This window comes from Nonomuraea gerenzanensis, from assembly GCF_020215645.1.
In the GTDB taxonomy this organism is placed as follows: domain Bacteria; phylum Actinomycetota; class Actinomycetes; order Streptosporangiales; family Streptosporangiaceae; genus Nonomuraea; species Nonomuraea gerenzanensis.
In genome coordinates, this window is sequence record NZ_CP084058.1 from 6,155,208 (window position 1) to 6,178,680 (window position 23,473).

24 protein-coding genes and 1 pseudogene are annotated in these 23,473 nt (G+C 73.2%); 12 read left to right on the forward strand and 13 right to left on the reverse strand.

From position 1 onward, the window contains the following. The 4 genes from LCN96_RS28910 to LCN96_RS28925 are packed head-to-tail and all read left to right on the forward strand — an operon-like array spanning position 1 to position 4,779. Positions 1–1,125 (forward strand): M20 family metallopeptidase, encoded by a 1,125-nt coding sequence (locus tag LCN96_RS28910; RefSeq protein WP_225265566.1) that lies wholly within the window; start codon positions 1–3, stop codon positions 1,123–1,125. After that, complete coding sequence (locus LCN96_RS28915) at positions 1,122–1,976, forward strand: GNAT family N-acetyltransferase (protein WP_225265567.1); 855 nt, start codon at positions 1,122–1,124, stop codon at positions 1,974–1,976. Before LCN96_RS28910 ends, LCN96_RS28915 begins: the two co-directional genes overlap by 4 nt. Next, positions 1,973–3,097, forward strand: a complete 1,125-nt coding sequence (gene menC / locus LCN96_RS28920) for an o-succinylbenzoate synthase (protein WP_225265568.1) — start codon at positions 1,973–1,975, stop codon at positions 3,095–3,097. Before LCN96_RS28915 ends, menC begins: the two co-directional genes overlap by 4 nt. Before the next feature lie 47 nt (positions 3,098–3,144). Beyond that, the gene (locus LCN96_RS28925; RefSeq protein ID WP_225265569.1) at positions 3,145–4,779 is read left to right on the forward strand and encodes a PucR family transcriptional regulator; all 1,635 of its coding nucleotides are present in this window, start codon (positions 3,145–3,147) and stop codon (positions 4,777–4,779) included. Between the two features lie 199 nt (positions 4,780–4,978). Here LCN96_RS28925 and LCN96_RS28930 read toward each other — a convergent pair whose 3' ends face one another. Continuing rightward, positions 4,979–6,469 (reverse strand): carboxylesterase/lipase family protein, encoded by a 1,491-nt coding sequence (locus tag LCN96_RS28930; protein WP_225265570.1) that lies wholly within the window; start codon positions 6,467–6,469, stop codon positions 4,979–4,981. Positions 6,470–6,561: 92 nt separating this feature from the next. Between LCN96_RS28930 and LCN96_RS28935 the strand changes: the two genes are divergently transcribed. After that, positions 6,562–7,161, forward strand: a complete 600-nt coding sequence (locus tag LCN96_RS28935; protein ID WP_225265571.1) for a TetR/AcrR family transcriptional regulator — start codon at positions 6,562–6,564, stop codon at positions 7,159–7,161. 250 nt (positions 7,162–7,411) lie between these two features. Continuing rightward, positions 7,412–7,525: pseudogene (locus tag LCN96_RS56730) on the forward strand (hypothetical protein); the annotation flags it as partial. A 96-nt stretch (positions 7,526–7,621) separates the two neighbouring features. Here LCN96_RS56730 and LCN96_RS28945 read toward each other — a convergent pair. Then, entirely contained in the window at positions 7,622–7,981 is a 360-nt protein-coding gene (locus LCN96_RS28945; protein ID WP_225276280.1) for a hypothetical protein, read from the reverse strand. 258 nt (positions 7,982–8,239) lie between these two features. Here LCN96_RS28945 and LCN96_RS28950 point away from each other — a divergent pair, with 258 nt between their 5' ends. Beyond that, on the forward strand, positions 8,240–8,665 hold the full coding sequence (locus LCN96_RS28950) for a hypothetical protein (RefSeq protein ID WP_225265572.1): 426 nt from the start codon (positions 8,240–8,242) through the stop codon (positions 8,663–8,665). Between the two features lie 34 nt (positions 8,666–8,699). Here LCN96_RS28950 and LCN96_RS28955 read toward each other — a convergent pair whose 3' ends face one another. The 4 genes from LCN96_RS28955 to LCN96_RS28970 all read right to left on the reverse strand — a co-directional run bounded on the left by LCN96_RS28955 (position 8,700) and on the right by LCN96_RS28970 (position 14,106). Continuing rightward, complete coding sequence (locus tag LCN96_RS28955) at positions 8,700–11,585, reverse strand: AfsR/SARP family transcriptional regulator (protein ID WP_225265573.1); 2,886 nt, start codon at positions 11,583–11,585, stop codon at positions 8,700–8,702. Positions 11,586–11,817: 232 nt separating this feature from the next. Beyond that, positions 11,818–12,258, reverse strand: a complete 441-nt coding sequence (locus LCN96_RS28960) for a hypothetical protein (protein ID WP_225265574.1) — start codon at positions 12,256–12,258, stop codon at positions 11,818–11,820. A gap of 55 nt (positions 12,259–12,313) precedes the next feature. Continuing rightward, complete coding sequence (locus LCN96_RS28965) at positions 12,314–12,985, reverse strand: response regulator transcription factor (protein WP_225265575.1); 672 nt, start codon at positions 12,983–12,985, stop codon at positions 12,314–12,316. Further along, on the reverse strand, positions 12,982–14,106 hold the full coding sequence (locus tag LCN96_RS28970) for a sensor histidine kinase (protein WP_225265576.1): 1,125 nt from the start codon (positions 14,104–14,106) through the stop codon (positions 12,982–12,984). The genes LCN96_RS28965 and LCN96_RS28970 overlap by 4 nt, the downstream gene beginning before the upstream one ends. 259 nt (positions 14,107–14,365) lie before the next feature. Between LCN96_RS28970 and LCN96_RS28975 the strand changes: the two genes are divergently transcribed. Further along, complete coding sequence (locus LCN96_RS28975) at positions 14,366–15,790, forward strand: DUF1349 domain-containing protein (RefSeq protein WP_225265577.1); 1,425 nt, start codon at positions 14,366–14,368, stop codon at positions 15,788–15,790. 7 nt (positions 15,791–15,797) lie between these two features. Here LCN96_RS28975 and LCN96_RS28980 read toward each other — a convergent pair whose 3' ends face one another. Next, on the reverse strand, positions 15,798–16,397 hold the full coding sequence (locus LCN96_RS28980) for a TetR/AcrR family transcriptional regulator (RefSeq protein WP_225265578.1): 600 nt from the start codon (positions 16,395–16,397) through the stop codon (positions 15,798–15,800). A 126-nt stretch (positions 16,398–16,523) separates the two neighbouring features. On the opposite strand from LCN96_RS28980, the gene LCN96_RS28985 reads away from it, so the two are divergent. After that, positions 16,524–17,264: an SDR family NAD(P)-dependent oxidoreductase gene (locus tag LCN96_RS28985; protein WP_225265579.1), complete on the forward strand. Its 741-nt coding sequence runs from the start codon at positions 16,524–16,526 to the stop codon at positions 17,262–17,264. A 113-nt stretch (positions 17,265–17,377) separates the two neighbouring features. Then, positions 17,378–18,130: an SDR family oxidoreductase gene (locus LCN96_RS28990; protein ID WP_225265580.1), complete on the forward strand. Its 753-nt coding sequence runs from the start codon at positions 17,378–17,380 to the stop codon at positions 18,128–18,130. 99 nt (positions 18,131–18,229) lie between these two features. Here LCN96_RS28990 and LCN96_RS28995 read toward each other — a convergent pair whose 3' ends face one another. The 5 genes from LCN96_RS28995 to LCN96_RS29015 all read right to left on the reverse strand — a co-directional run bounded on the left by LCN96_RS28995 (position 18,230) and on the right by LCN96_RS29015 (position 20,907). Continuing rightward, on the reverse strand, positions 18,230–18,613 hold the full coding sequence (locus tag LCN96_RS28995) for a fluoride efflux transporter FluC (RefSeq protein ID WP_225265581.1): 384 nt from the start codon (positions 18,611–18,613) through the stop codon (positions 18,230–18,232). Beyond that, positions 18,610–19,059 (reverse strand): fluoride efflux transporter FluC, encoded by a 450-nt coding sequence (locus LCN96_RS29000; RefSeq protein WP_225265582.1) that lies wholly within the window; start codon positions 19,057–19,059, stop codon positions 18,610–18,612. The genes LCN96_RS28995 and LCN96_RS29000 overlap by 4 nt, the downstream gene beginning before the upstream one ends. Positions 19,060–19,066: 7 nt before the next feature. Next, a complete protein-coding gene (locus LCN96_RS29005) occupies positions 19,067–19,663 on the reverse strand; it encodes a sulfite oxidase-like oxidoreductase (protein WP_225265583.1) in 597 nt (198 codons plus the stop codon). A 2-nt stretch (positions 19,664–19,665) separates the two neighbouring features. Then, positions 19,666–19,932 carry a DUF6510 family protein gene (locus tag LCN96_RS29010; protein ID WP_225265584.1) on the reverse strand — a complete coding sequence of 89 codons (267 nt, stop codon included), beginning with the start codon at positions 19,930–19,932 and terminating at the stop codon, positions 19,666–19,668. Between the two features lie 147 nt (positions 19,933–20,079). Next, a complete protein-coding gene (locus tag LCN96_RS29015) occupies positions 20,080–20,907 on the reverse strand; it encodes an alpha/beta fold hydrolase (RefSeq protein ID WP_225265585.1) in 828 nt (275 codons plus the stop codon). Positions 20,908–21,188: 281 nt separating this feature from the next. On the opposite strand from LCN96_RS29015, the gene LCN96_RS29020 reads away from it, so the two are divergent. Both LCN96_RS29020 and LCN96_RS29025 read left to right on the forward strand, forming a co-directional pair. Next, a complete protein-coding gene (locus LCN96_RS29020) occupies positions 21,189–21,962 on the forward strand; it encodes a DUF1963 domain-containing protein (protein WP_225265586.1) in 774 nt (257 codons plus the stop codon). Positions 21,963–22,045: 83 nt separating this feature from the next. Beyond that, positions 22,046–22,756: a helix-turn-helix domain-containing protein gene (locus LCN96_RS29025; RefSeq protein WP_225265587.1), complete on the forward strand. Its 711-nt coding sequence runs from the start codon at positions 22,046–22,048 to the stop codon at positions 22,754–22,756. Here LCN96_RS29025 and LCN96_RS29030 read toward each other — a convergent pair. Beyond that, complete coding sequence (locus tag LCN96_RS29030) at positions 22,738–23,316, reverse strand: dihydrofolate reductase family protein (RefSeq protein ID WP_225265588.1); 579 nt, start codon at positions 23,314–23,316, stop codon at positions 22,738–22,740. The two genes, LCN96_RS29025 and LCN96_RS29030, sit on opposite strands and share 19 nt — an antisense overlap. Between the last annotated feature and the right edge of the window lie 157 nt (positions 23,317–23,473).

Consider the following 23,473-nt stretch of genomic DNA (forward strand, 5'->3'; position numbering starts at 1 on the left):
GTGCGGGTCACCTCGCGCGGCTCGCTCAGCCTGCCGTCGCTGCTCGCCGACCTCCAGGAGCTCGTCGAGTGCGAGTCGCCCTCCGCCGACCACGCCGCGGTCGCCAGGTCGGCCGCCCTCGTGGCCCGCATCGGGGCCGCCCTGCTCGGCGCCGAGCCGGAGCGGATCACCATCGACGGGTGCTCGCACCTGCGGTGGCGCTTCGGCGACGGCGACCGCCAGGTGCTGCTGCTGGCCCACCACGACACGGTCTGGCCGCTCGGCACCCTGGCGGCCCGCCCGTACGAGCTCGCCGGCGGTGTGATCCGCGGCCCCGGTTGCTTCGACATGCTCGCCGGGCTGGTCATGGCGGTCCACGCCGTCGCCGACCTGCCCGTGCGGACCGGCGTCACCCTGCTGGTGACCGGGGACGAGGAGCTCGGGTCGCCGAGCTCGCGCGCCCTGATCGAGCAGGAGGCCCGCCGGTCGCGGGCGGCCCTCGTCCTGGAGGCGTCGGCCGGCGGCGGCGCGCTCAAGGTGGGCCGCAAGGGCGTGTCGTTGTACGAGGTCCGCGTCACCGGCCGCGCGGCCCACGCGGGGCTGGAGCCGGACCAGGGCGTCAACGCCGTGGTCGAGCTGGCGCACCTCGTCCTCGCCGTGAACGCGCTGGGCGACCCGGCGGCCGGCACGACGGTCACCCCGACCGTGGCGAGCGCGGGCACGACGGCGAACACGGTGCCCGCCTGCGGCTCGTTCGCGGTGGACGTGCGGGCCTGGACGGCCGCCGAGCAGCTGCGGGTCGACGGGGCGCTGCGCGCTCTGCGGCCGGCCGTGCCCGGCGCCGCGATCGAGATCGCGGGCGGCGTCAACCGGCCGCCGCTGGAGGAGGCGGCCGGGCGGGCGCTGGTCGAGCGGGCGGCGGCCGTCGCGGCCCGGCTCGGCCTGCCGCCGGTCACCGGCACGGTCGTCGGCGGTGCCTCGGACGGCAACTTCACCGCGGGCGTGGGCACCCCGACGCTCGACGGCCTGGGCGCGGTCGGCGGCGGCGCCCACGCCGACCACGAGCACGTCGTCGCCGACCGGCTGCTCGACCGCACGGTGCTGCTGCGCGAGCTGATCGCCGAACTCCTGGAGGGGCAGGCATGAGCATCGAGGTTTCCGGCCGGCGGAGCCTGGACGTCGAGGCGTCCGCCGTCGGCCTGGCGGAGCGCGAGGCGGCACGGTGGGCGGCCAGGGCCGGGGTGACGGTCAGGGAGCTGCGCGACCTCGGCGAGGCCCACGCCGTGATCGCCCTGCTCGTCGAGATCTGGGGCCGCCCCGACAACCCCCTGATCACCGTGGAGTTCCTGCGGGCGCTGACGAAGGCGGGCAACTACGTCGCCGGCGCCTACGACGGCGACCGGCTGATCGGAGTCTGCATCGGTTTCCACGAGGAGCCGGCGGCCCGCACCCTGCACAGCCACATCGCCGGGGTGGCGCCCGGGCTGGCCGGCCGCGGCACCGGGATGGCGCTCAAGCTCCACCAGCGCGCGTGGGCGCTGGCGCGCGGCATCGTCGCGGTCGAGTGGACCTTCGACCCGCTGGTCAGCCGCAACGCCTACTTCAACATCGTCAAGCTGGGCGCGCTGCCGGTGGAGTACCTGCCCAACTTCTACGGCCCGATGCACGACGCGATCAACGGCGGCGACGACACCGACCGGCTCCTGGTGCGCTGGGAGCTGCTCTCGCCCCGGGTGCGCGCCGCCTGCTCGGGCACGCCCGGCGAACGGCCGGCCGCCGGCCCGTCCAGCAGGCGGGTCGCGGCGCCGGCCGACATCGAGGCGCTGCGCGTCCACGACGGGGCCGCCGCCCGGAGCTGGCGCCACCGGCTGCGCGACGAGCTGGAACCGCTGATGGCCGCCGGTGGCCGCGTCGTCGACTTCGACCGCGAGCTCGGCTACCTCGTCCGGCTCGCCGGCGCCCACCCCGACCCCGAACAGATCCGGAGAACCCCATGAAACTGCGGGGAGTCGAACTTCGCCGCGTCTCCATGCCGCTCGTGTCGCCGTTCAGGACCTCGTTCGGCACGCAGACCGAGCGCGACGTCCTCCTGCTGAAGGCCGTCACCGACGACGCCGAGGGCTGGGGCGAGTGCGTCGCGCTGGCCGACCCGCTCTACTCCAGCGAGTACGTCGGCTCGCAGGAGGACGTGCTGCGCCACTACCTGCTTCCCCGGCTCGCCTCCCCCGAGGGCCGGGCCGCGGTCGCCCGCTCGGGAGCCGCCGCGATCGCCGGCCTCATGCACCCGATCAAGGGGCACCGCATGGCCAAGGCCGCCCTGGAGATGGCGGTGCTCGACGCGGAGCTGCGCGCGCTGGGCCGCTCGTTCGGCCGCGAGCTGGGCGCCGCCCGCGACCGTGTCCCCAGCGGCGTGTCGGTCGGCATCCACGACTCGATCCCGCAGCTCCTGACGGTCGTCGAGGGCTACCTGGACGCCGGGTACGTGCGCGTCAAGCTGAAGATCCAGCCGGGCTGGGACCTGGCCCCGGTGGCCGCCGTCCGCGAGCGCTTCGGCACGGACGTGCTGCTCCAGGTCGACGCCAACACCGCCTACACGCTGCGCGACGCCCGGCACCTGGCCAGGCTGGACGAGTTCGGCCTGCTCCTGATCGAGCAGCCGCTGGAGGAGGAGGACGTCCTCGGCCACGCCACGCTGGCGCGGCAGCTCGCGACGCCGATCTGCCTCGACGAGTCGATCGTCTCGGCGCAGACCGCCGCCGCGGCGATCACGCTCGGCGCCTGCCAGGTCATCAACATCAAGCCCGGCCGGGTCGGCGGCTACCTGGAGGCCCGGCGGATCCACGACCTGGCCGTGGCGAACGGGCTGCCGGTCTGGTGCGGCGGCATGCTGGAGACGGGTCTCGGCCGCGCCGCCAACGTCGCCCTGGCCGGCCTGCCCGGATTCACGCTGCCGGGCGACGTCTCGGCCTCCGACCGCTTCTACCGCACCGACATCACCGAGCCGATCGTCCTGGACGACGGCCACATCGCGGTGCCCACCGGCCCCGGGCTCGGGGTCACGCCGATCCCCGAGGTGCTCGACGCGGTGACGAGGTCCGTCGAGTGGATCGTCCTCTGATCGTCGGACGATCCGACCCCGCGGCTCGGGCTCCTATACTGCGGAGCGTGAGCCAGCGTCCCCGTGCCAGCCTGGGCCGGGTCCTGGACGACCTGGGGATCACCCTGCTCGAGCTGATCGCCAGCGACGTCGACCAGCGCGAAGAGATCAGCGGACTCGTCATCTACGACCCGCTGGACGAGCCCGTGCTCGGGCCGCGCTCGCTGGTGCTCGGCATCGGCGTCGACCCGTCCGGCGACACGCTGCCCCGGCTGCTCGACACGCTCGGCGACCACGACGCGGTGGGCCTGGTCGTCCGGGCGCCGGTCGCCCTGACCCCGCAGGTGCGGGAGGCGGTCGCCAGGAGCGGCGTGGCGCTGATCGGCCTGCGCCGGGGCGCCACCTGGGCGCAGCTCACCGCGCTCATCCGGTCGATGCTGGCCGAGGGGGACATCGGCGAGCACGAGCACGAGTCGCTGGGCGGGCTGCCGTCCGGCGACCTGTTCGCGGTGGCCAACGCCGTGGCCGCGCTCCTCGACGCGCCCATCACCATCGAGGACCGCAACTCCCGCGTCCTCGCCTTCTCCGGCCGCCAGGACGAGGCGGACGCCTCCCGCGTCGAGACCGTCATCGGCCGGCAGGTCCCCGAACGGTACGCCACCCGCCTGACCGAGCTGGGCGTCTTCCGCGACCTCTACCGCTACCAGCGGCCGGTCGTCGTCACGCCGCAGGATCTCGGCTACGACGGGATGACGGTGCAGCGCGTGGCCATCGCGGTCCGCGCCGGCGACGAGATCCTCGGCTCGATCTGGGCCGCCATGGACGGCGAGATCGACGGCGAGCGGACGGACGCCCTGCTGGACGCCTCGAAACTGGTCGCGCTGCACCTGCTGCGCGTCCGCGCCGGCGCCGACGTCCGGCGGCGGCTGCGCGCCGACCTGATGGCGACGGTCCTGGAGGGCGGCGCCGGCGCGCGCGACGCGCTCGCGCGGCTGGGCCTGTCGGGCCGCACCCTCGTCATCGTGAGCGCCGCCCTGCTCACCGGCGACGACCACGCCTGGGCCGACCACGGCAGGGCCGCCGAGCTCGAACGGCTCGCGGACGCCCTGTCGGTGCACCTGTCGGCGGCGGTGCCGTCCGCCGCCGTGGCCGCCGTCGGCGGCACCGTGTACGGCCTGCTGCCCGTCATCGTGCCGACGGGCGACCCGGAACAGCGGGCCGTGCGCCTGGCCTCCGACTTCGTGGACCGGGTCGGCGGCAGCCTGCCCGCGATCCTCGCGGTCGCCCCGGCGGGGCCGGACATCGGCGGCATCGTCCGCGGCAGGGCGCAGGCCGACCGGGTGCTGCGGGTCATGCGGGAGGGGCACACCTCGCTGCGGGTGGCCCGGCTCGACGACGTGCAGACGCTGGCCCTGGTCCTGGAGCTGCGCGACCTCGCGGCGGCGCGCGGCGAGCGGCTGGTCGGCGCGATCGCCCGGCTGATGGACTACGACGAGCGCAACAACGCCGGTCTCGTCCAGTCGCTGGAGGCGTGGCTGGACGCGCTCGGCGACGTGGGCAAGGCGGCCGCCGCGCTCTTCATCCACCCCAACACGCTGCGCTACCGGCTCAGGCGGGTCGCCGAGGTGGGCGAGATCGATCTGGAGGACCCGGAGCAGCGTTTCGCGGCGATGCTGCAGCTGCGGATCCTGGCGCCCCGATAGGTGTCAGCAGCTCCCGCCGCAGGGACACCTGACCGGTCTCGGTGCGGGGCAGGTGCGCGGCGGGTGACTCCTCGGCCGCATGAGCGGGCGCCACTACGACCCGGGCACCCTTGCCGACGCCTGCGAACGTCACGACGCCTGGCTGATCTACGACGCGGCCATGGAACGCATCCGCTTCGACGGCTGAGGCCGAACGCCGTCACGAGAGATCGAAGGGGGCGGGGAAGTGGCCTTCCCAGATCTGGCGGGATGCCTGCTCGGGGTAGGGCAGAGTCTTCGACTCGGTGTCCAGGACCCGGGTGAGGCGCTCGCCGGGCCGGTGGGCGGACCAGCCCGCGTCGCCGGTGGTGACGAAGCGGACCCATGCCCCCTGGAGCTCGCGGGAGAGCGCGACGGCCTCGGCAGTGGGCTCCTCGCCGATGAGCTGGGTGCCGACGGGGCTGTCCAGCGTGCCGAACGCCAGGGGCACGTCGAGGCTGTGGCAGGCGCCCAGGATGCCGCCGAGGGCCGGGGCGACCCAGCACAGTTCGAACAGGTAGGAGGTGCCGCCGGCTGCGGCGTTCGCCTCGGCCAGCTTCTGTGACGGCATGCGGAAGAGGGCGTCGGAGTACACCGTCTCCACCAGTTCCTCCGGGCCTGCCTGCGGGAACGCGGCATGGTAGGCCCGCGCGCCGTCCGGCTGCGGGGCGTGCAGTTCCAGGGCCGCGCGGGCGTCCTCCTCGGTGAAGGTGCCGTGGCGTCCGCTCATGACGCTGAAGTACCGGAATTCGTCCCGGGCGTGGCCGACGAGCAGCTCGGTCCCGCTCGCGCGGGCGCCGGTCAGGGCGGGCCAGGGCGTTTCCGGGAGGACCTCGCCGTCGACGACGGGGCACAGCGCGGTGCCGGTCTCCGTGAGGCGTCCCCAGCTCTCCCGGTGCGCGTGGAGGCCGGCGTTGAAGGAGGTGAGCTCGGCGGCCAGGTGCCACGGGTCGATGTCGCGCAGGGCCTCGGCGGTGGGGGCCGCCGCGCCGAGCCGGTCCGCGAACGCGGCGGTGACCTGCCGGGCCAGCGCGGGGGTGCTGTGCAGCCCCGGCACCGAATGGGCGATGGCCCGGCGGAACAGGCCGCGCGCCGGCTTCATCGTCAGCAGGGCGGCGACCGAGCCCGCCCCGGCGGACACCCCGGCCACGGTGACCCGGCCGGGGTCGCCTCCGAAGGCGGCGATGTTGCGCTGCACCCACTCCAGCGCCGCGATCTGGTCGAGGAATCCGCGGTTGGGCGGCGCGTCGTCGAGGAACGCGAAACCCTCCGCGCCCACGCGGCAGTTGATGGTCACCACGACGACTCCCGCCTCGGCCAGCGCTGCCGGGTCGAACATCGGGTCGCTCGACGCCGCCGAGAGGTAGCCGCCCACGGGGATCCACACCAGCACCGGCAGCCCCGCCGCGCCGGGATCCGGGGTGCCGACGTTGAGCGTCAGCCAGTCGGTGCCCTGCGGGGGCACGTCGATCGGCAGGGACAGCGGCACCACGGGGCCGAACTCGACCGCCTGCCTCGTCCCCTCCCAGCGGTGCGGCGGCGCGGGCGCGGCGAAGCGGAGCGCGCCGACCGGGGGCTGGGCGTAGGGGATGCCGCGGAACACCGCGTGCCCCTGCCGCCGGAGCCCCTGCACCACGCCTTCCGTGGTCCGCACCGTCGGTTGTCCGGACATGACGATTCCTTCCCTCGGGTGGCCCCAGGATTATGGGTCAAGTGTATTATGTCAACTGTATTGGAACAGTTCTGAGGTACGAGGGGCCGGCGATGCCGAAACAGGTGGATCATCGCGAACGCCGCGAAGCGATCGCCCGCGCACTGTGGCGGGTGGTGGAGCAGCGCGGCGTCACACACCTGACGATGCGCGTGGTGGCACAGGAGGCGGGCATGTCACTCGGGCAGCTCCAGCACTACTTCGCCTCCCGCACCGCCATGCTCTCCTTCGCCATGGACTTCGCCTCCGAGCAGACCTCGGCGCGCGTACGCCAGGGGCTCGAACAGCTCGGTGACCGCCCGCACCCCCGCGACGTGCTGCGCCTGACGCTCGCGGAAATGCTCCCCCTGCATGCCGACGCCCGCGCGACCAGCCGGATGAGCGCCGCCTACGTCCTGGAGGCGCTGCACGACGAGGCCGTGCACGAGCAGGCGCGCCGCGGTCTCGTCCAAGGGCGGGCCCTGGTCGAGCAGCTGATCCGGCAGGCGATCGCCGACGGGCACATCGACTCCGGCCGTGACCCGGCGACCGAGACCAACCTGCTCCTCGCCCTCACCGGCTTCACCTCCCTGATCGAACTCGACGTGATCGAGCCCGAGGACGCGCTCGCCGCGATCGACGTGCAGCTGGACCGGCTGTTCACGAGTACGTGACCTGCCCCCGGGAAACGCGGTCCCAGCCGAGGGCGGCCCGCCCGGCAGCTCCCGCGGGTACTGAAGGTCGACCACGGGCGCCGTCGAGCAAGCCGCCGAGGAGCTCACCGACGCCGGCCACCGGCCTTGGCCCCGGTCTGCGACGTCACGGACGAAGACCGGGTCGCCGCCGACGAGACGGCCGCGGACTTCGACCGGGTGAACGCGGTCAACTATCAACGCCGTGCGCCCCGGCGTCATCGAGACCCCGATGGTCGCCGACATCCTGGAAGGTCAGGCGGGGGCCATGGCCGAGATCATGAAGCAGCAGCCCATCGGCCGCCTGGGCACCGCCGGCGAGATGGCCGAGGCCGTCCTGTGGCTGTGCAGCCCGGCCGCCGCCTGCGTCGTCGGCGTCGCCCTCCCGGTGGACGGCGGATTCACCGCCCATCGAGTTCGTTGCCCGGGGAGCCGGCCGAGCTCACGCTCGCTTCGCCAGCAGCGCGCGTCCCCACATGAAGCCGATCAACAAGAGCCCGGCACACCCGGCGATCGCCATGATGACCAGCCCCGCCGACGGCGGGCCGGACAACAGGCCGCGCAGCGTGTCGATGAGCGGGGTGAACGACAGGTTCCGGGCGAATGGCCGCATTCCCGGCCCCTTCTTGCCGGCCGGCACGAGTCCGATGACGATCCCGATGGCCACGAGCCTGCCGAGCAGGACGTCGTAGCGGGCCAGCGGGCCCCGCATGGTGCGGCGGAAGAAGTCGATACCGTCCAGGACGATCTCGCCCTCGTACGCCTCGCGCGGCGTCTCGGCCGCGATCACTGAACCGTTCATGGTCGTTACGGTCGCGGACCGCTCTGATGCCGGGCCGCTGTTGCGCTGACACGACCGCTGACACGGCCGGCGTGGACGCCGCCCCGATCGGTCCCGGCACGGCCACCACGCCGTTACCAGCGGAAATAGCCGCCGGGCTCCCTCGTGCAACGAGGAAGCCGCCGTTCAAGAAAGGCGAAGGTTTTGCGAAGGCGGCCTTATCTAGGGTCTGTCACGTCCGCGTTCATGGTGACCATCCATCGACGAACAGGAGACGACATGAGATCAGGCCACCGGCGTACCCGGGCGGGCATCTTCGCCCTGGCCCTGACGACCGCGATGTCCTCGGCCGTGCTTCAGGCCGGGCCCGCCCACGCCGACCCCGCGCCCTACTACTGCGGCAACTGGGCGGTCGCGGGCGGGTTCGACTACAGAGCGTGCGTGGAGATCAACCCGGGCAGCATCGGCCACGTCCTCGAGGTGAAGCGGGTGACCGGCGGCAGCCTGCTGAGGACGCTGGTCTATCTGCAGCGGCAGGTCAACGGCCGCAACTGGAACTGGTGCGAGGACCGGGCCGAGGACTTCGAGCCCTACGAGTTCAAGACGTTCCGGTGCTACTCCACCCGGACCGCAGGCTCCACCTACCGCACCCGGGGCGCCACGGGCGGGGCGGCCTACGCCTACTCGCCGACGGTCAGGGGCTGATCACCGGCGCTGGCGACGCGTGCGCTCCCGCGTCTCACCGGTGCGGCCAGTACAAGGCCGCAGGATCCCGGGACAGCGCGGGGTCGGCGAGCTGGGCACGGACCTGGCCGGCGTCAGGATGGGCGAGCTCGTCGAGAAGGACGAGAGCCTGCCGCCAGGTGACGCCGGCGAGGCCGTGATCGCCGCCGACGTGCTGGGCGTTGCCGAGCCGGATCAGCGCCTCCACCTCGCCGATGCGGTCGCCCAGCGTCAGGTACAGGCCGAGCGCCTGCCGGTGGCAGCGGACGGCGAGGTCGTACTGGCCGAGATGATGATGGGCGTAGCCGAGTCCGTCGAGGGAGGCGGCCTGCCCGTTGAGATCGCCGAGCTCCCGGAACAGGGCGAGGGCCTGACGGCAGTACACCAGCGCCCGGTCGTGCTGTCCGAGCAGGGCGTGGCAGTAGCCGACCCCGTTGAGTGCCTTGGCGTGCCCGGCGCGGTGACCGGCGGCCCGGAACAGGGCGAGGGCCTGCTCGGCGTGCCCGAGAGCGTCCGCGTATCGGCCCTGCCGGGACAGGGCCCAGGTCAGCTCGTGATGGGCGTGCGCCTGGCCCGGCTCATCGGCGAGGCCGACGGCCAGGCCCAGAGCCTGCGTGGCGTGGGTGTGGGCGCGGTCGAAGCGGGCGAGCAGGGTGAAGGCGCGGCCGAGGTGACGGTGGGCGTGGGCCTGTCCGCGGGGATCGGCCAGCCGGCGCGAGGCGTCCAGCGCGGCCTGCTCGACGCCCGCCCAGTCGAGCAGCAGGCCGCGCCAGCGCAGGAAGGCGCTCAGCGCCCACGCCAGGTGCCGCACCTCCTCGTCGAGCCCCTGGGCGGCGGCCTCCTGCACGGCGGCGAGCAGCGCGGGACGCTCGGCGGTGAACCAGGCCAGCGCCTGCCCGGCCCCGCCGATCACCTCGGCGCTCACCCCCGGTGCGGCCGGAGGCAGCGCGATCGGGCGCTGTCGCGGGGCCAGCAGCAGCGTGGCGGCGCACGCCGTGTGCAGGAGGTGATCGAGCAGCCGGCGCGACGCCTGCCGCCGGTCGGGCTCGGGGTCGACGGCGTGGACGAGCTCGGCCGCGTAGGCGCGCAGCAGGTCGTGCAGGGCGTACCGGCCGGGCTGGTGCTCGGCCACCAGGTGCGCCCCGGCCAGCTCGGCCAGCAGCGGCCGGACCTCGGGCACGGCCGCGCCCGCCAGGCTCGCCGCGGCGGGCGCGGCCAGGTCGGGGCCGGTGAGCACCCCCAGCAACCGGAACAACCGCGCCGCCGCCGGGCTCAGCGCCCGATAGGACCAGGAGAACACGGCACGCGGATCGGTGGCCGGATCCCGGCCGGCCAGGGCGTCGAGCCGGTTGCGCGCGTCACACAGCTCGCCGGCCAGCGCGCTGAGGGGGAACTCCGGATGGGTCGCGGCCCGGGCGGCCACGATGACCAGGGCGAGCGGCAGCCCCGCGCACCGGGCGGCGATCTCGTCCACCGCGTGCGGCTCGGCCGCCGCCCGCGCCGCTCCGAGGCGATGGATGAGCAGCTCGCGCGACTCGGCGCCGGACAGCGGATCCAGCCGCAACGGGTGGGCGCCCTCGGCGGCGACCAGGCCGGAGAGCTGGCTGCGGCTGGTCACCACCACGAGGCTGCCCGGCGCACCGGGCAGCAGCGGGCGAACCTGCTCGTCGTCGCCGGCGTTGTCCAGCACCACCAGCATCCGCCGCTCCGCCAGCAGGCTGCGATAGAGAGCGGCCTGCCCGCCCACGTCGGCCGGAACCCGGTCCGGCGGCACCCCCAGCGCGTCCAGGAACCCGGTCAGCGCCTCCGCCGCGCCCATCCGGGACCCGCCCGGGTCGAACCCTCTCAGGTTCACGTACAACTGCCCGTCACCGAACCGGTGGCGCACCCGATGCGCCCAGCGCATGGCCAGCGCGGTCTTGCCCACGCCGGCCACGCCGGCGATCACCGCGACCCGTACCCGGAGCCGGTCGCCGGACCCCAGCAGGTCGTCCAGCCGCTGCAGGCATCCGGCGCGGCCCGCGAACGCGGGCACCTCCGCCGGAAGCTGAGCCGGCCGTGGGCGCTCGGCCACCCCGGTGTCCCCCGGCTGCCGCCCTGGGCCGCGCGCCGGGAGAGCCACCGGGTCCGGGCCTGTCGCGCCGTCCGCGACGCGGACCGTCTCCCCGCGCAGGATCGCCAGGTGCAGTGAACGCAGCTCGGGGCCCGGCTGGGCGCCGAGCTCGTCCTCGATCCGCCGGCACGCCCGCGCGTACACCTCCAGGGCCTCCGCAGCACGGCCGGCCAGGCTCAGCGCCTGCATCAGCCGGGCCACCAGGGACTCGGCGAGCGGATGGTGGACGATCAGCTCCTCGAGGCGTTCGATCACCGGCGCGGACCGGCCCAGCTCCAGCTCCGCCTCCGCCCAGTCGGCCACCGCGCCCAGCCGCTGCTGCCGCAGCCCCTCGCGCACCCGCGCCGCCCATCCCCCGGCCATCCCGTCCAGCGGGGACGCCCGCCACAGGCCGACGGCCTCGCCCAGCAGCGCGGCCCGCTCCGGCCGGCGGCGGTGCGTGGCGCGGGCCTGCTCGACCAGCCGGCGGAACCGGTGCAGGTCGATGTGGTCGAGGTCCATGGTGAGGCGGTAGCCGTCCGCCCGGCGGTCCAGCGCGATCCGCCCGTCGTCGAGGTACCGGGCCTGCTCCAGCACGCGGCGGGAGCGGGCGACGTAGGTGTGCAGCACCTTGCGGGGCTCGCGCGGCGGGGCGTCGTCCCACAGGCGGTCGATGAGCGTCTCCGTGGGCACCAGGTGACCGGCCTCCACCGCCAGGGACGCGATCAGGATCCGTTGCTTGGCCGGCCCGAGATCGACACTGTGTCCGCCGGCCACCAGTTCGAGCGCGCCCAGCAGCCGAAGCTCCATGGTGCATCCCCCGTTGACGCGAAACCGGCGATTCCGGCCGCGCCGACCATCGAACCACAGGGGCCGAACGACCTACAAGAACGGCGGCACGCCCAGCCGGGCGCGGCGCTCCTCGTCGGTCACCAGAGGGCTGATCATGTGTCTGTGTAGGCTCCGTTCCGTTTCAACGGCTCCCATGCTCCACGGGCTTGTGGTCGCCGGATGTCCGTAAGTCGAGTTGTGGACCGTTTTGTTACCACCGACCGCCTTTACATTGTAGATCAATAATGGAGCCGAGCAGCGAGATATCGGTGTCGGTCCAGTTCCTCTTCTCGCACTCCGCGAGCACGTGGCGAGCAGCGGCGACAACGGACTCGCGCAGCACATCGAAGGCGACCTCGCCCTCCCCCTCGACCACGACCGGATAGGTCCTGCGCAGCACGGCGCGGTATGCGCTGCCACGCAGGTGCAGGCGAGCCTCCCACGGGCCGTCCATGAACGTGAGCTCGGCCGTTCTGAACGGCCGCCGCAGGGCGGACAACCACCATCCCAGGATGACGACGGGGAAGTCCGTCCAGCCGGCCTCGGGAAAGCCGTCCTCTCCCCGGTCGAGCCAGATCGGCCCCACGATCGATCCGGAACGCAGCCGTTCCAGCGCCGAGGGCTCCACGACGGCGCGCAGTTCCAAGGTCACAGTGCTCTCACCGGTCGTGCGGTTCTGAGGCGGCCCACCTCAGAGACAGGGCGGCTCATCGGTCGGCCGGGTCGGCGATGCGGTAACCCACGCCCGGCGTGGTGGTGATGATCGGCGGGTCGCCCAGTTTGCGGCGCAACCGGCTGACGGTCACGGGAACGGTGTTGGTGAACGGGTCGACGTTCTCGTCCCAGACCTGTTCGAGCAGCTCCTCGGCGCTGAGACAGGAAGGGCTGGCTCGCAGCAGCGCCTCCAGCAGCGCGAACTCCTTGACCGAGAGGTCGAGCCGCCAGCCGTCGCGGGTCGCCCTGTGACGGGCCGGGTCGAGCTCGACGCCGCCCGCCCGCAGCGTCCGCGGGCGGGCCGAGGGCCGCCGGCGGGCGAGCGCGCGCACGCGCAGCACCAGCTCCGGGAAGTGGAACGGCTTGGCGAGGTAGTCGTCGGCGCCCAGGGTGAGCCCGCTGACCCGGTCCCCCGGGGAGCCGGCCGCCGTCAGCATCAGAACCATGGCGCGCTCGTCGCGCTCGGTGATCATCTGGCAGAGGGTGTCGCCGTGGATGCCGGGCAGGTCCCGGTCGAGGATCACCACGTCGTAGCCATGGAGGTCGAGCTTGGCGGCGGCGGTGAGACCGTCGTGGGCGACGTCGACCGCCATGCCCTGATCCCTTAACCCCTCGGTCAGGACCTCGGCGAGCAGGTGCTCGTCCTCGACGACCAGGATCCTCACCCCGCACCGCCTTCCGGTGCGGGCGCCGACGGCAGCGAGACGGTGACGCGCAGGCCGCCTTCGGGTCGGGCGCTCAGGCTCAGGCGGCCGTCATGCGCGCACACGATGGCCGTGACGATCGACAGGCCGAGGCCGGAGCCGGCGACGGGGCCGGTGCGGTCGGCGAGGCGCTGGAACGGCCGGCCGAGCCGGGCGACGTGCGCTGGATCGAGCACGGGCCCGCCGGTCTCCACGATCAGCCGCACCGTCGCGTCGTCCCCTGAGGTCGTCACCCGGATCCAGCCGCCGTCCTGGTTGTGGACGATGGCGTTGTCGATCACATTGTCGACCATACGCGACAGCAGCGTCCGGCTGCCCTGGGTGCGCGCCGCCGGCTGCAGCTCGCCGTCGTGCAAGGTCAGGTTCCTGGCCGTGAGGTCGGCGGCGCGCGCGGTCAGCGCCCGTGACACCAGATCGCCCAGCGACAGCGCAGAGGCGTCGGCGAGCGGGCCGTGCTGCGCGCGGGCGAGTACGAGCAACCCCTCCAGCAGGTGGTCCACCCGGTCGAGCTGGGTGTGCAGCCGGTCGGCCAGCGCGACCGTCTGGGGTGGCACCGGCTCCGGTTTGGCCAGGGCCACGTCGACCGACGCCCGCATGATGGACAGCGGCGTGCGCAGTTCATGGGAGGCGTTCGCGACGAACCGGCGCTGGGCGGTGAAGGACGCCTCCAGACGTTCCAGCAGACCGTCGATGGTGTCGGCGAGGTCCTTGACCTCATCGGCGGGGCCCGGCACAGCGAGCCGTTCGTGCAGGTTGTCGGCGGAGATCCGGCGCGTCGCGGTGGTGATCGTCCGCAGCGGGCGCAGCACCCGATCGGCGATGACGTTGCCCATCAGGACGGAGACCGCCGCCATCACCGCCAGCGCGACCAGCGAACCCGTCAGGAGCCGGCGCGACTGTGTCGCCTCCGCTTGCGACAGCTGCGTCTCCAGGCTGTGGATGCGCTGCTGCGCCGCCGCGAGTCCGGGCTGCTGGACGACGGTGGCCTGAACGGGGACGACCTCGGTGTCGTTCGCACCGACCAGCAGATTGGTCAGGGCGAGCAGGGCCGCTCCGGAGACGAGGAACACAGCGGCGTACAAGACGGTGAAACGCAGCCGGACGCTCCGTCCCCCGCGACGCCGGGCGTGCGAGCTTGCTCATCGGTCCCCTTCTCGGCGAGTGCCCGTCCCAGGATGCCGCGCGGGGCTTAACAGCGGCATTACAGCACCGGTTCAGGCCGTGTTATGGCCGGATGCGTAGAACCTGACGCATGCCGACATCCGAAGCCGCCGTCAAGCCGCTGACCGCCCTGGTGCGCCAGAGTGGACCGGCAACCGGTTGATCGCCATGGCCGCCGCGATGCTGACCATCGTCCTGCTCGGCGTCGGCTTCGCGGCCGTCCCTACCAGTTCCTGCGGCGAGGGACCCGTCGAGGTCGCCTGCCCCACCGATCCCGTGGGGCCGCACGGGCGTTCGGTCAGCGACACGTTCTTCTTCGTGCATCGGCCCTTGGGTGAGAACGGCAGCATCACCGCGCGCCTGACCTCGATGACCGGCGTCATCACCTACCCGCCGCCCGATCACGACGAGATCGTCCCGGGCCTGGTGCCCTGGGCGAAGGCCGGCCTCATCGTCAAGGACGGCACCGCGCCGGGCTCCTCCTACGCGGCGCTCATGGTCACCGGCGGCCACGGCGTCCGTGTGCAGCACGACTACGTGCACGATGTGGCCGGCGGTCCGGGCGGCGTCGGCGCGGGCTCGCCACGCTGGCTGCGCCTGACCCGTTCCGGCGGGACCATCACCGGCTACGAGTCGGCCGACGGTGTGCGCTGGGCGAAGGTCGGCGCCGCCCATCTGCCCGGTCTTCCCGCCACCGTGCGGGTGGGGCTGTTCGCCGCCTCTCCAGGAGATCTGACGCTCCAGCGTACGCCCCTGGGAGCGAGCCTGCCGGAGTCGCGCTTCACCCAGGTCACCGCCGATCTCGACCACGTCAGCCTCGACGGCGCGCCGGCCGCCGGCTGGAGCGCGGCCCCGGTGGGGCAGATGGGCCGCACCGACTGGGAGCGGTATCACCGGGCGCCCGGGCTCGTCCGGTCGAGCGGGACGTTCAGCGTCACAGGAACCGGCGACATCGGGCCCGTCGCCGAGGGCGGGCACACCGCGCGCAGCACCCTCATCGGCCTGGCCGTCGCCATGGTCATCGTGATCGTGACGGCCGCCGGGAGCCGCTCTCGCCGAGCCGATGACGCGGGGGCCGGCGGCCGGATCCTGACGGCGAAGGCCGTGGTGATCGGCACGGCGGCCTTCCTCACCGGGCTGGCCGGCGCCGGCGTCGTCGTGCCCCTCGGCTCGGCGATCCTGCGGGCCCGCGGCATCAGCGTTCTGGCCCTGCCCACGCTCACCGGCCTGCGGCTCGTCGTCGGTGTCGCCGCGCTGCTCGCTGTCGCCGGCGTCTTCGCGCTCGCCCTCGGCACGCTGGTGCGGCGGGCCTGGGTGGCGATCGGTGTCGCGATCTCGGTGACCGTGCTGCCCTATGTTGTGGCGGCGCTGCCGCTGCTGCCCGACGACGTGTCGCGGTGGTTGCTGCGCCTGACTCCGGCCGCGGCCTTCGCCGTCCAGCAGACCGTACGCGAATACCCCCAGGTCATCGCCCACTACGCACCCTCGGGCGGCTACTTCCCCCTGCCGTGGTGGGCCGGATTGGCGGTGTTCTGCGGCTACACGGCGGCAGCGCTCGGCCTGGCCGTCCTCCGGCCGCGCGCTCGGAGGACACGATGGAGGTAGCCGCGCCTCAAGCGCGAAGGGCGTCGATCAGGGCGTCCACGGCGGCCAGCGCGGCGGTCGGGTCCAGCCCCGCGCGGGCGACCAGGGAATAGCCCTGGGCGGTGAACAGCAGGAGCTGCGCCTGGGCCTCGGGGGTGGCGGCCCGGGTGACCTCGCCGCCGGCCTGCGCGCGCCGCAGGGCGTCGGCGACGATCTCGATGAAGCGGGCGTGCGAGCGGGCCACGACCTCGCGGGCCTCGTCGTCCTCGGGGACCAGCTCGGCGGTGGTGTTGCCGATCATGCAGCCCTGCGGGACGCCGACGTCGGAGGCGTACTCGTGCGCGCGGGCCGGATGGGTGAGCACCTCGCGCAAGGCCGGCAGCACCGGCCCGGTCTCCAGCGCGGTGAGCAGCCGGCGCTCGTAGGTGTCCCAGTACAGCTGGACCGCGGCCAGGTAGAACTGCCGCTTGTCACCGAAGGCGCCGTACAGGCTGCCCCGCTCCAGGGCCAGCGCGTCGACGAGGTCCTGGACGGAGGTCGCGCCGTAGCCCCGGGACCAGAACAGCAGCAGCGCGCGCTCCAGGGCCTGGTCCTTGTCGAAGGCGCGAGGGCGCCCTGTCCGTGCCATGTGCCCAGGTTACGACTTTTTGACCGCTTGCACAAAACACCGTACGGTGATGCCCGGACGACTTCTTGAACGACCACATAAAAGTCGGCCGGCGCGAGCGTGCCGGCCGGCGAGAGGCGGAACCACATGGACTTCACCGGAAAGACCGCGCTGATCACCGGGTCGGGCGCCATCGGCGGGCTCGGGCACGCGACAGCGAGGATCCTCGCCGCCGGCGGCGCCGACCTGATCATCACCGGCACCGACCCCGGCCGCGGCGCCCAGGTCGTGGACGACGTGCGGGCGAGCGCGGCCGGCACCGTGCGCTTCGTCCCCGCCGACCTGGCCGACCCGCACTCCGTGCGGCGGCTGGCCGAGGACGCGGGAGCGGTGGACATCCTCGTCAACAACGCGGGCGTCGTCCCGTTCAGCGCGACCCCCGACCAGGATCTCGCCGCCTACGACACCGCCTTCGCGGTCAACGTGCGCGCCCCGTTCGTCCTGGTCGCCCAGCTCGCACCGAAGATGGCCGCACGCGGCGGCGGCAGCATCGTCAACGTCAGCTCCACCGCCGCCGGCCTGGGCATGCCGCTGATGGCCGCCTACGGCGCCACCAAGGCGGCGCTGGAGTCCCTGACCCGCACCTGGGCGGCCGAGTTCGCCGCCTCCAACGTGCGCGTCAACGCCGTGGCGCCCGGCCCGATGACCACCTCCAAGGTGGTGGCGGCCATGGGGCCGGACGTCGGCGGCATGGGGCTGACGACCGCGCTCGCACGCGCGGCGGACCCGGCCGAGGTCGCCCAGGTCATCGCCTTCGTCGCCGGCGACCAGGCGAGCTACGTCACCGGCGCGGTCGTGGCCGCCGACGGGGGCCGTACCGCCATCTGATCCGGGACGCGCCGGCCACGGCCACGTCCACAGGGCGGCGGCCGGCCGCGGACCGGATGCCCCGTCATCGTCACCAGAGTCACGCGCCTCGGCGCGAGTGAGGAGAACAATCAATGGGACGTCTCGCGGGCAAGTACGCCCTGATCACAGGTGGGACGAGCGGCATCGGGCTGGAGACCGCCCGGCAGTTCCTCACCGAAGGAGCGGCAGCTGTCGCGATCACCGGCCGCTCACGGGAACGGCTGGAGGAGGCCGCCCGGCAACTCGACGGCCCGCTGCTGCCCATCCTCAGCGACGCCGGCGACGTGCCCGGCCAGGCGGCACTCGCGGCGCGGCTGCGGCAGGAGTGGCCGCGGCTCGACATCGTGATGAGCAACGCCGCCGACGTCACCCATCTGCCGATCGAGCAATGGACGGAGGAGTCCTTCGACAGGCTCCTCGCCACCAATCTCAAGGGGCCGTTCTTCCTGGTCAAAGCCTTGCTGCCACTCCTGTCGCGGCAGGCCTCGGTCATCCTCGTCGGCTCCGTCTCCGCCTTCGTCGGGCACGAGAACGCGGCGGTCTACGGCGCCGCCAAGGCGGGCCTGCTGTCCTTGTCCCGAGGGCTGACCTACGAGCTGAAGGACCGGGGCATCCGGGTCAACGGGCTGAGCCCGGGGCCGACCCTCACCGACACGTTCAAGTCGCTCGGCCCCGAGCGGCAGGCCGCCGTCTACGACGAACTCCGGCGGACCGTGCCCCTCCACCGCATCGGCACGGCCACCGAGCTGGCGAAGGCCGCCGTCTACCTGGCCTCCGACGAGTCCGCCTACACCGCCGGCACCGTCCTGCGCGTCGATGGCGGCATCGGAGAGCTCGCCTACTGAGGCGCCTTCGTCGGCAGTCTGCTCGCGTTCACGGCGATGCGGCTGGTTGACGTGCTGCGCACTGCCCGGCCCGGGGCAGCTGATGCGGCCCCTGACCCGTCAGAACCTGGCCGGTGCGCCGAACCCCAGCCCGAGGAAGGCCGCGAACCCGCAGGCGGCGATCATGATCAGCAGGTTGGCGGCGGCGAGCCCGGCATGGTGGTGTTGCCGAAGGTGGACGGTCTCCACCATGGCGGTGCTGAAGGTGGTGTAGCCGCCGAGGAATCCGACGCCGAGGACGTCGCGCCAGCCGGTGGCGACCTCGGCGGCCATCCACAGGCCGGTCAGCAGCCCGAGCAGGAAGGCCCCGGAGATGTTGATCAGCATGGTGGCCAGCGGGATGGTCGTGGGCCAGCGGGAACGTACCAGGCCGTCGAGGACGAAGCGGGCGGCGGCGCCCAGCGCGCCGGACAGGCCGACCAGCAGCGTCGTCGTCACGGTCACCGGCGGCGTCCGTCGTCAGGGCCCATGCAGGTGTGCGGCGAGCGGCGGGCGCCCGCGGCCAGGACGCCGAGATGGGCCGCGGCCAGGCCACCGAGCAGGGTCAGCGCGCCGTATCCGAGCGCGAGCACCGGGTGCCCGCGCAGGTTCAGCACGTCGAGGTCGACGGCCAGGGCGCTGTAGGTGGTGAAGGCGCCGAGCAGGCCGGTGCCCGCCAGCAGGCGCAGGTCCCGGCGCGTCCGGCTCTCCTGGCCGCGCCCGGCGAGCGCGGTCAGTAGCCAGGCCAGCGCGAACGCGCCGGCCACGTTGACCACGACGGTGGCCACCGGGACCCCGCCCACAGGCGCGACCAGCTGGGCGACGCCATGGCGCAGCAGGGTGCCGACGGCGCCGCCGGCCATGACCAGGGCGATGAGGCGCGGACGCAGGTAGGCGGGGCGGGCGGGCACGGCGGGGTCAGTCGTTCCAGTAGCGCTGTTCACGCCACGGGTCGCCGTAGTTGTGGTAGCCGGCTCGTTCCCAGAAGCCCGGCTGGTCGTGTTCCAGCAGCCGGATGCCCCGCACCCATTTGGCGGACTTCCACAGATACAGGTGCGGGACCAGCAACCGGGCCGGGCCGCCGTGTTCGGCGGGCAGCGGAGCCCCGTCGAAGGTGTGGGCGATCCAGGCCTGGCCGTCGCGCACATCGTCCAGGGGCAGGTTGGTGGTGTAGCCGCCGTGGCAGTAGACCGACGCGAACCGGGCGTTCGTCTCCACCCCGGCCAGCAGCACGTCCAAGGACACGCCCTGCCAGTCGGTGTCGAACTTCGACCAGCCGGTGACACAGTGGATATCGGTGTGCGGGCTGTCCTGCGGCAGGTCCAGCAGCTCGGCCCAGCTCCAGGTGCGTTCCGCGCCGGTCTCTGTGATCAGCGTGAAGCTCCAGCCGGCGGTGCTGACGTGCGGGGTGGGCCCGGCGCTCAGTACGGGAAAGCCACTGGTCAGGGTCTGGCCGGGCGGCAGCCGATCGTTCCGCTGACCGCGCCCGGAAAAGCCACGGGAGATGACGGCCATGGTCAGATCCTCCCGAGGGGCCGGGTGTCGAGCCTGACGAGGCCGGGCATCGCGCCGATGATCCCGCCGGGAGCCTCGATCATGGTCATCAGCACGTTGCCGCAGGTGCGGCAGTGCAGCGCGGTCCCGGCGGCCGGGCCGTAGACGAGCGCCTCGGCCAGCGGCGCGTGCTGGTCACAGGCGGCGCACACTCCGTGCGCGGCGGTCATGTCCCGGCCGAAGAACGCGGCCAGCGGGCCGGCCGCGGCGTTGCCGTCGATGGGTGACATGCGGATCCTCTCGTGGACGGCTGCGCGGGTCAGCCGTGGCGTTCGGTACGGGTACCGGCCGGCGGGTGGGCGGGACCGGTCAGGAGATCGGCGTAGTGCTCCGGCCGGCCGGGCCGCCACGGTGGCCGCGCCGGTCGGCGGGTGTCGTCAGGTGCGCAGGAACTCGATCAGGTCGTTGTTGAACTTCTCCTTGTCGCCCGGCACCAGCGCGATGCCGTGCGAGCCGCCCTGGTACACCTTGTACACACAGTCCGGGATGATCTTGGCGGACTTGTCGGCGGACGCCGCGATCGGCACCACCTGGTCGTCGTCGCCGTGGACGATCAGGGTGGGGATGTCGAACTTCTTCAGGTCCTGGGTGAAGTCGGTGGCGGAGAAGGCGTCCACGCAGGCCACCCCGGCCTGGATGTTCTCGGCCATGGCCATCAGCCAGAAGGCGTCCTTGTTGCCCTGGGTCACCTTGTTGCCCGGCCGGTTGGCGCCGAAGAATCCGTCTGCGGTGTCGCGCCAGAACTGCGAGCGCTCGGCGAGGATGCCTTCCTTGATCTGGTCGAACACCTCCTGCGGGGTGCCCTCGGGATTGCCGGGGGTCTTGAGCATGAGCGGCGGGACGGCCGACAGCAGCACGGCCTTGCTGAGGCGGGAGGTGCCGTGCCGGCCGATGTAGCGGGCCAGCTCGCCGCCGCCCATGGAGTGCGCCACCAGCGTGACGTCGTTCAGGTCCAGGGCCGTGATGAGGTCGGCGAGATCGTCGGCGAAGGTGTCGAAGTCGTAGCCGCCGAAGGGCTGGCTGGAGCGGCCATGGCCGCGCCGGTCGTGCGCGATCGCGCGGAAGCCCTGGTCCGTGACAGCCTTCAGCTGGTCGTGCCAGGCGTCGGCGTTTAGCGGCCAGCCGTGGATGAACACGACCGGGCGGCCGCTGCCCCAGTCGTAGAAGAAGATCTGCTCATCGTCGCGGGTGGTGATGTACGGCATGGTGCAGGCTCCCGAGTGGCTGGTGGTCGCGTCGATGGAATTCGAGGGTGTGCGTCGGTCGTTCCGTCGCACCCGGTCCGGGACAGGGCGGTACGCAGGGCGGCGGACATGTCACCTACCGCAGGCAATACCGCACTCCATCGCCCGCTTAAGGCCAAGGCAGGATCTGGGGCTCTTTGCCCGCGCCCGAACCCGCGGTTTCCCGCGCCGCGCGGGCCCTGCGGCTCGGAGCGGCGCTGCGGCTCGGAGCGGCGCTGCGGCGACGGCCATAGGCTGCTCCCGTGACCGACACGGAGATCATCGACGAGACCCCGGCGGCGAGGGCCGCCCGCTTCCGCGCGGAGGCCGCCACACGGGGCATCCCGGCCGCCGAGGTGGAGGCGTACCTCCGCACCGCTCGCCCGGCCGTCTACCTCGCACCGGACGGCCCCGGCCCGGTCGTGGCGCTGACCGGCGGGAACCCGCCCCTGCCGGAGGGCGCCCCAGCGCCGGCGGCGGCGTTCGTCGCGGCCGTCGACTGCGCGGCGCTGCCGCCCGGCGTGACGGATCTGCCGCTGCCTGCCGAGGGCCGGCTGCTGTTCTTCGCCGACCCCGATCCGGGCAGCGGAGCGGTGGTCGCCGACGCCGTGCGTTACATCCCGGCCGGGACGCCGTTGACAGAGCGTCCGGCCGATTCGGGCACCTACCGCCGGGCGCGGCTGGACTTCTGCTTTCACCAGTGGTCGTGGCCGTGGCGCGAGGAGGACGACGACGAGGAGTCGCAGCGGGCGGCCGAGCTGGAGTCCGCCTGGTCGCAGGTGGTCGGCTGGCGCCCTCACTGGCGCTTCCAGCTCGGCGGCGAGCCGGTCCTGTTCAACGAGGACCCGGTCGAGCTGGTCCGGGGCGAGGCGCCGCTGCCCGTCGCGGACGGCGACGAGTGGACGCTGCTGGCCACCTGGCGTGGTGAGGAGGACTGCGCGGAGCTGGAGGCGGGCCTGTTCCACTGGGTGATGCGCCGCGCCGACCTGGCCGCTCTCCGCTTCGACCGGGTGTACGTCCACGTCGACGCCTTCTGACCCGCCGGGGCGTCCTGTCCGTGGCGCGACCCCGGACGGCCGGGCGAACCACGCGGCACGTGCAGCGACGTATCCTTCGCCCCGTGGGACTGCGGTTCACGACGCGCGGGTCGGACTCGGCATGGGTCGACACCGTGTGGACATGCACGAGCGAGCAGGTCACCGCGATGACGTCCGTCGCGGGGGTGCGTTGGGGCCTGGTGTTCTGGGAGCAGGCCGGCCGGGCGTACGCGGGTGTCACCGGCCCCGAGACCCGGACCGGCACGGCGCCGGTGCCGGAGGGCGCCACCTTCACCGGCATCGAGTTCGCCGTGGGCACCTCGCTGCGGGCCGTGCCCACCTCGGCGCTGGTGAACGGCGGCATCGGGCTGCCCGACACCACGCGCCGGACGTTCCGGCTGGACGGCACGCGCTGGGAGACGCCCGGTCCCGACGACGCCGAGGCGCTGGTCGAACGTCTCGTCCGGGCCGGGATCGTGGTCCGTGACCTGCTCTGCGTCGAGGTGCTGCGGGGTCACCGACCGGCCGTCTCGGGGCGTACGGTCGAACGCCGGTTCCGCGCCGCGACCGGACTGACGCAGGGCACCGTCCGGCAGATCGAGCGCGCCCGTGCGGCGGCGCAGCTGCTGGCCGCCGGCGACCCGGCCGCCGGCGTCGCCGCCAAGCTCGGCTACTGCGACGAGCCGCACCTGGCCCGCGCCCTGCGCTCCTACGTCGGACGCACCCCCGGGCAACTGCGCGAGGGCACCGGCGGCGCGATCGCCCTCGACCTGGATCAGCGCCTGACGTCGTAGACCAGCTTGAGGATCCCGTTCGAGTAGCTCTGCGATTCCCGCAGCGTCAGCATGTGCTTGGCGCGGTCGGCCCGGTCGAACAGGCTCTTGCCTGCGCCGAGCAGCACGGGAAAGACGAGCAGGTTGTACTGGTCGATCAGGCCCGCGTCCGACAGCCGCCGAGCCAGCTCCGCGCTCCCGTGGATGAAGATCGCGCCGCCCTCGTCCTCCTTGAGCGCGGCGATGTCCTCGGTCGAGCGCAGGATCGTGGTCGGCCCCCACCCGCCGACGAGGGCGTCGTCGGACAGCGTGGTCGACACCACATACTTGGGCAGCTCCTTGTAGTCGGCGTGGTCCTGCGAACCGGGCCAGGTCGTCGCGAACGCCTCGTAGCTGCGGCGCCCGAACATCAACGCCGTCGTTTCGGCGAGCTCCTCACCCTTCAGCGACCAGGCTTCGGGGACGAACTCGAGGTCCTTGAACACCCACCCGCCACTGCGGTGCTCCTCCCCCGGCCCGCCGCCGGGCGAGTCCACGACGCCGTCGAGCGACATGAAACCGGTGTAGACCAACTTACGCACTGTGCTGTCTCCTTCATACGCGGGCGAGTTGCCGGGTCCACGGTAGATGACGGCCACGGTCGCCGTCTTGAACGAAAACGACAACAGGGCCAGAACGCTCATCTGAACAGCGCGGCCAGCATCCGGATCCTGCGCCTGACCAGGCCGCACGCGTGGC

What these genes read in the sequence shown, in the direction of transcription:
- LCN96_RS28915 (WP_225265567.1), top strand. Translation starts at nt 1,122, where the DNA reads ATGAGCATCGAGGTTTCCGGCCGGCGGAGCCTGGACGTCGAGGCGTCC.
- menC (WP_225265568.1), top strand. Translation starts at nt 1,973, where the DNA reads ATGAAACTGCGGGGAGTCGAACTTCGCCGCGTCTCCATGCCGCTCGTG.
- LCN96_RS28930 (WP_225265570.1), bottom strand. Translation starts at nt 6,469, where the DNA reads ATGTCCGGACAACCGACGGTGCGGACCACGGAAGGCGTGGTGCAGGGG.
- LCN96_RS28935 (WP_225265571.1), top strand. Translation starts at nt 6,562, where the DNA reads ATGCCGAAACAGGTGGATCATCGCGAACGCCGCGAAGCGATCGCCCGC.
- LCN96_RS28945 (WP_225276280.1), bottom strand. Translation starts at nt 7,981, where the DNA reads ATGAACGGTTCAGTGATCGCGGCCGAGACGCCGCGCGAGGCGTACGAG.
- LCN96_RS28950 (WP_225265572.1), top strand. Translation starts at nt 8,240, where the DNA reads ATGAGATCAGGCCACCGGCGTACCCGGGCGGGCATCTTCGCCCTGGCC.
- LCN96_RS28955 (WP_225265573.1), bottom strand. Translation starts at nt 11,585, where the DNA reads ATGGAGCTTCGGCTGCTGGGCGCGCTCGAACTGGTGGCCGGCGGACAC.
- LCN96_RS28975 (WP_225265577.1), top strand. Translation starts at nt 14,366, where the DNA reads ATGCTGACCATCGTCCTGCTCGGCGTCGGCTTCGCGGCCGTCCCTACC.
- LCN96_RS28980 (WP_225265578.1), bottom strand. Translation starts at nt 16,397, where the DNA reads ATGGCACGGACAGGGCGCCCTCGCGCCTTCGACAAGGACCAGGCCCTG.
- LCN96_RS28985 (WP_225265579.1), top strand. Translation starts at nt 16,524, where the DNA reads ATGGACTTCACCGGAAAGACCGCGCTGATCACCGGGTCGGGCGCCATC.
- LCN96_RS28990 (WP_225265580.1), top strand. Translation starts at nt 17,378, where the DNA reads ATGGGACGTCTCGCGGGCAAGTACGCCCTGATCACAGGTGGGACGAGC.
- LCN96_RS29005 (WP_225265583.1), bottom strand. Translation starts at nt 19,663, where the DNA reads ATGGCCGTCATCTCCCGTGGCTTTTCCGGGCGCGGTCAGCGGAACGAT.
- LCN96_RS29010 (WP_225265584.1), bottom strand. Translation starts at nt 19,932, where the DNA reads ATGTCACCCATCGACGGCAACGCCGCGGCCGGCCCGCTGGCCGCGTTC.
- LCN96_RS29015 (WP_225265585.1), bottom strand. Translation starts at nt 20,907, where the DNA reads ATGCCGTACATCACCACCCGCGACGATGAGCAGATCTTCTTCTACGAC.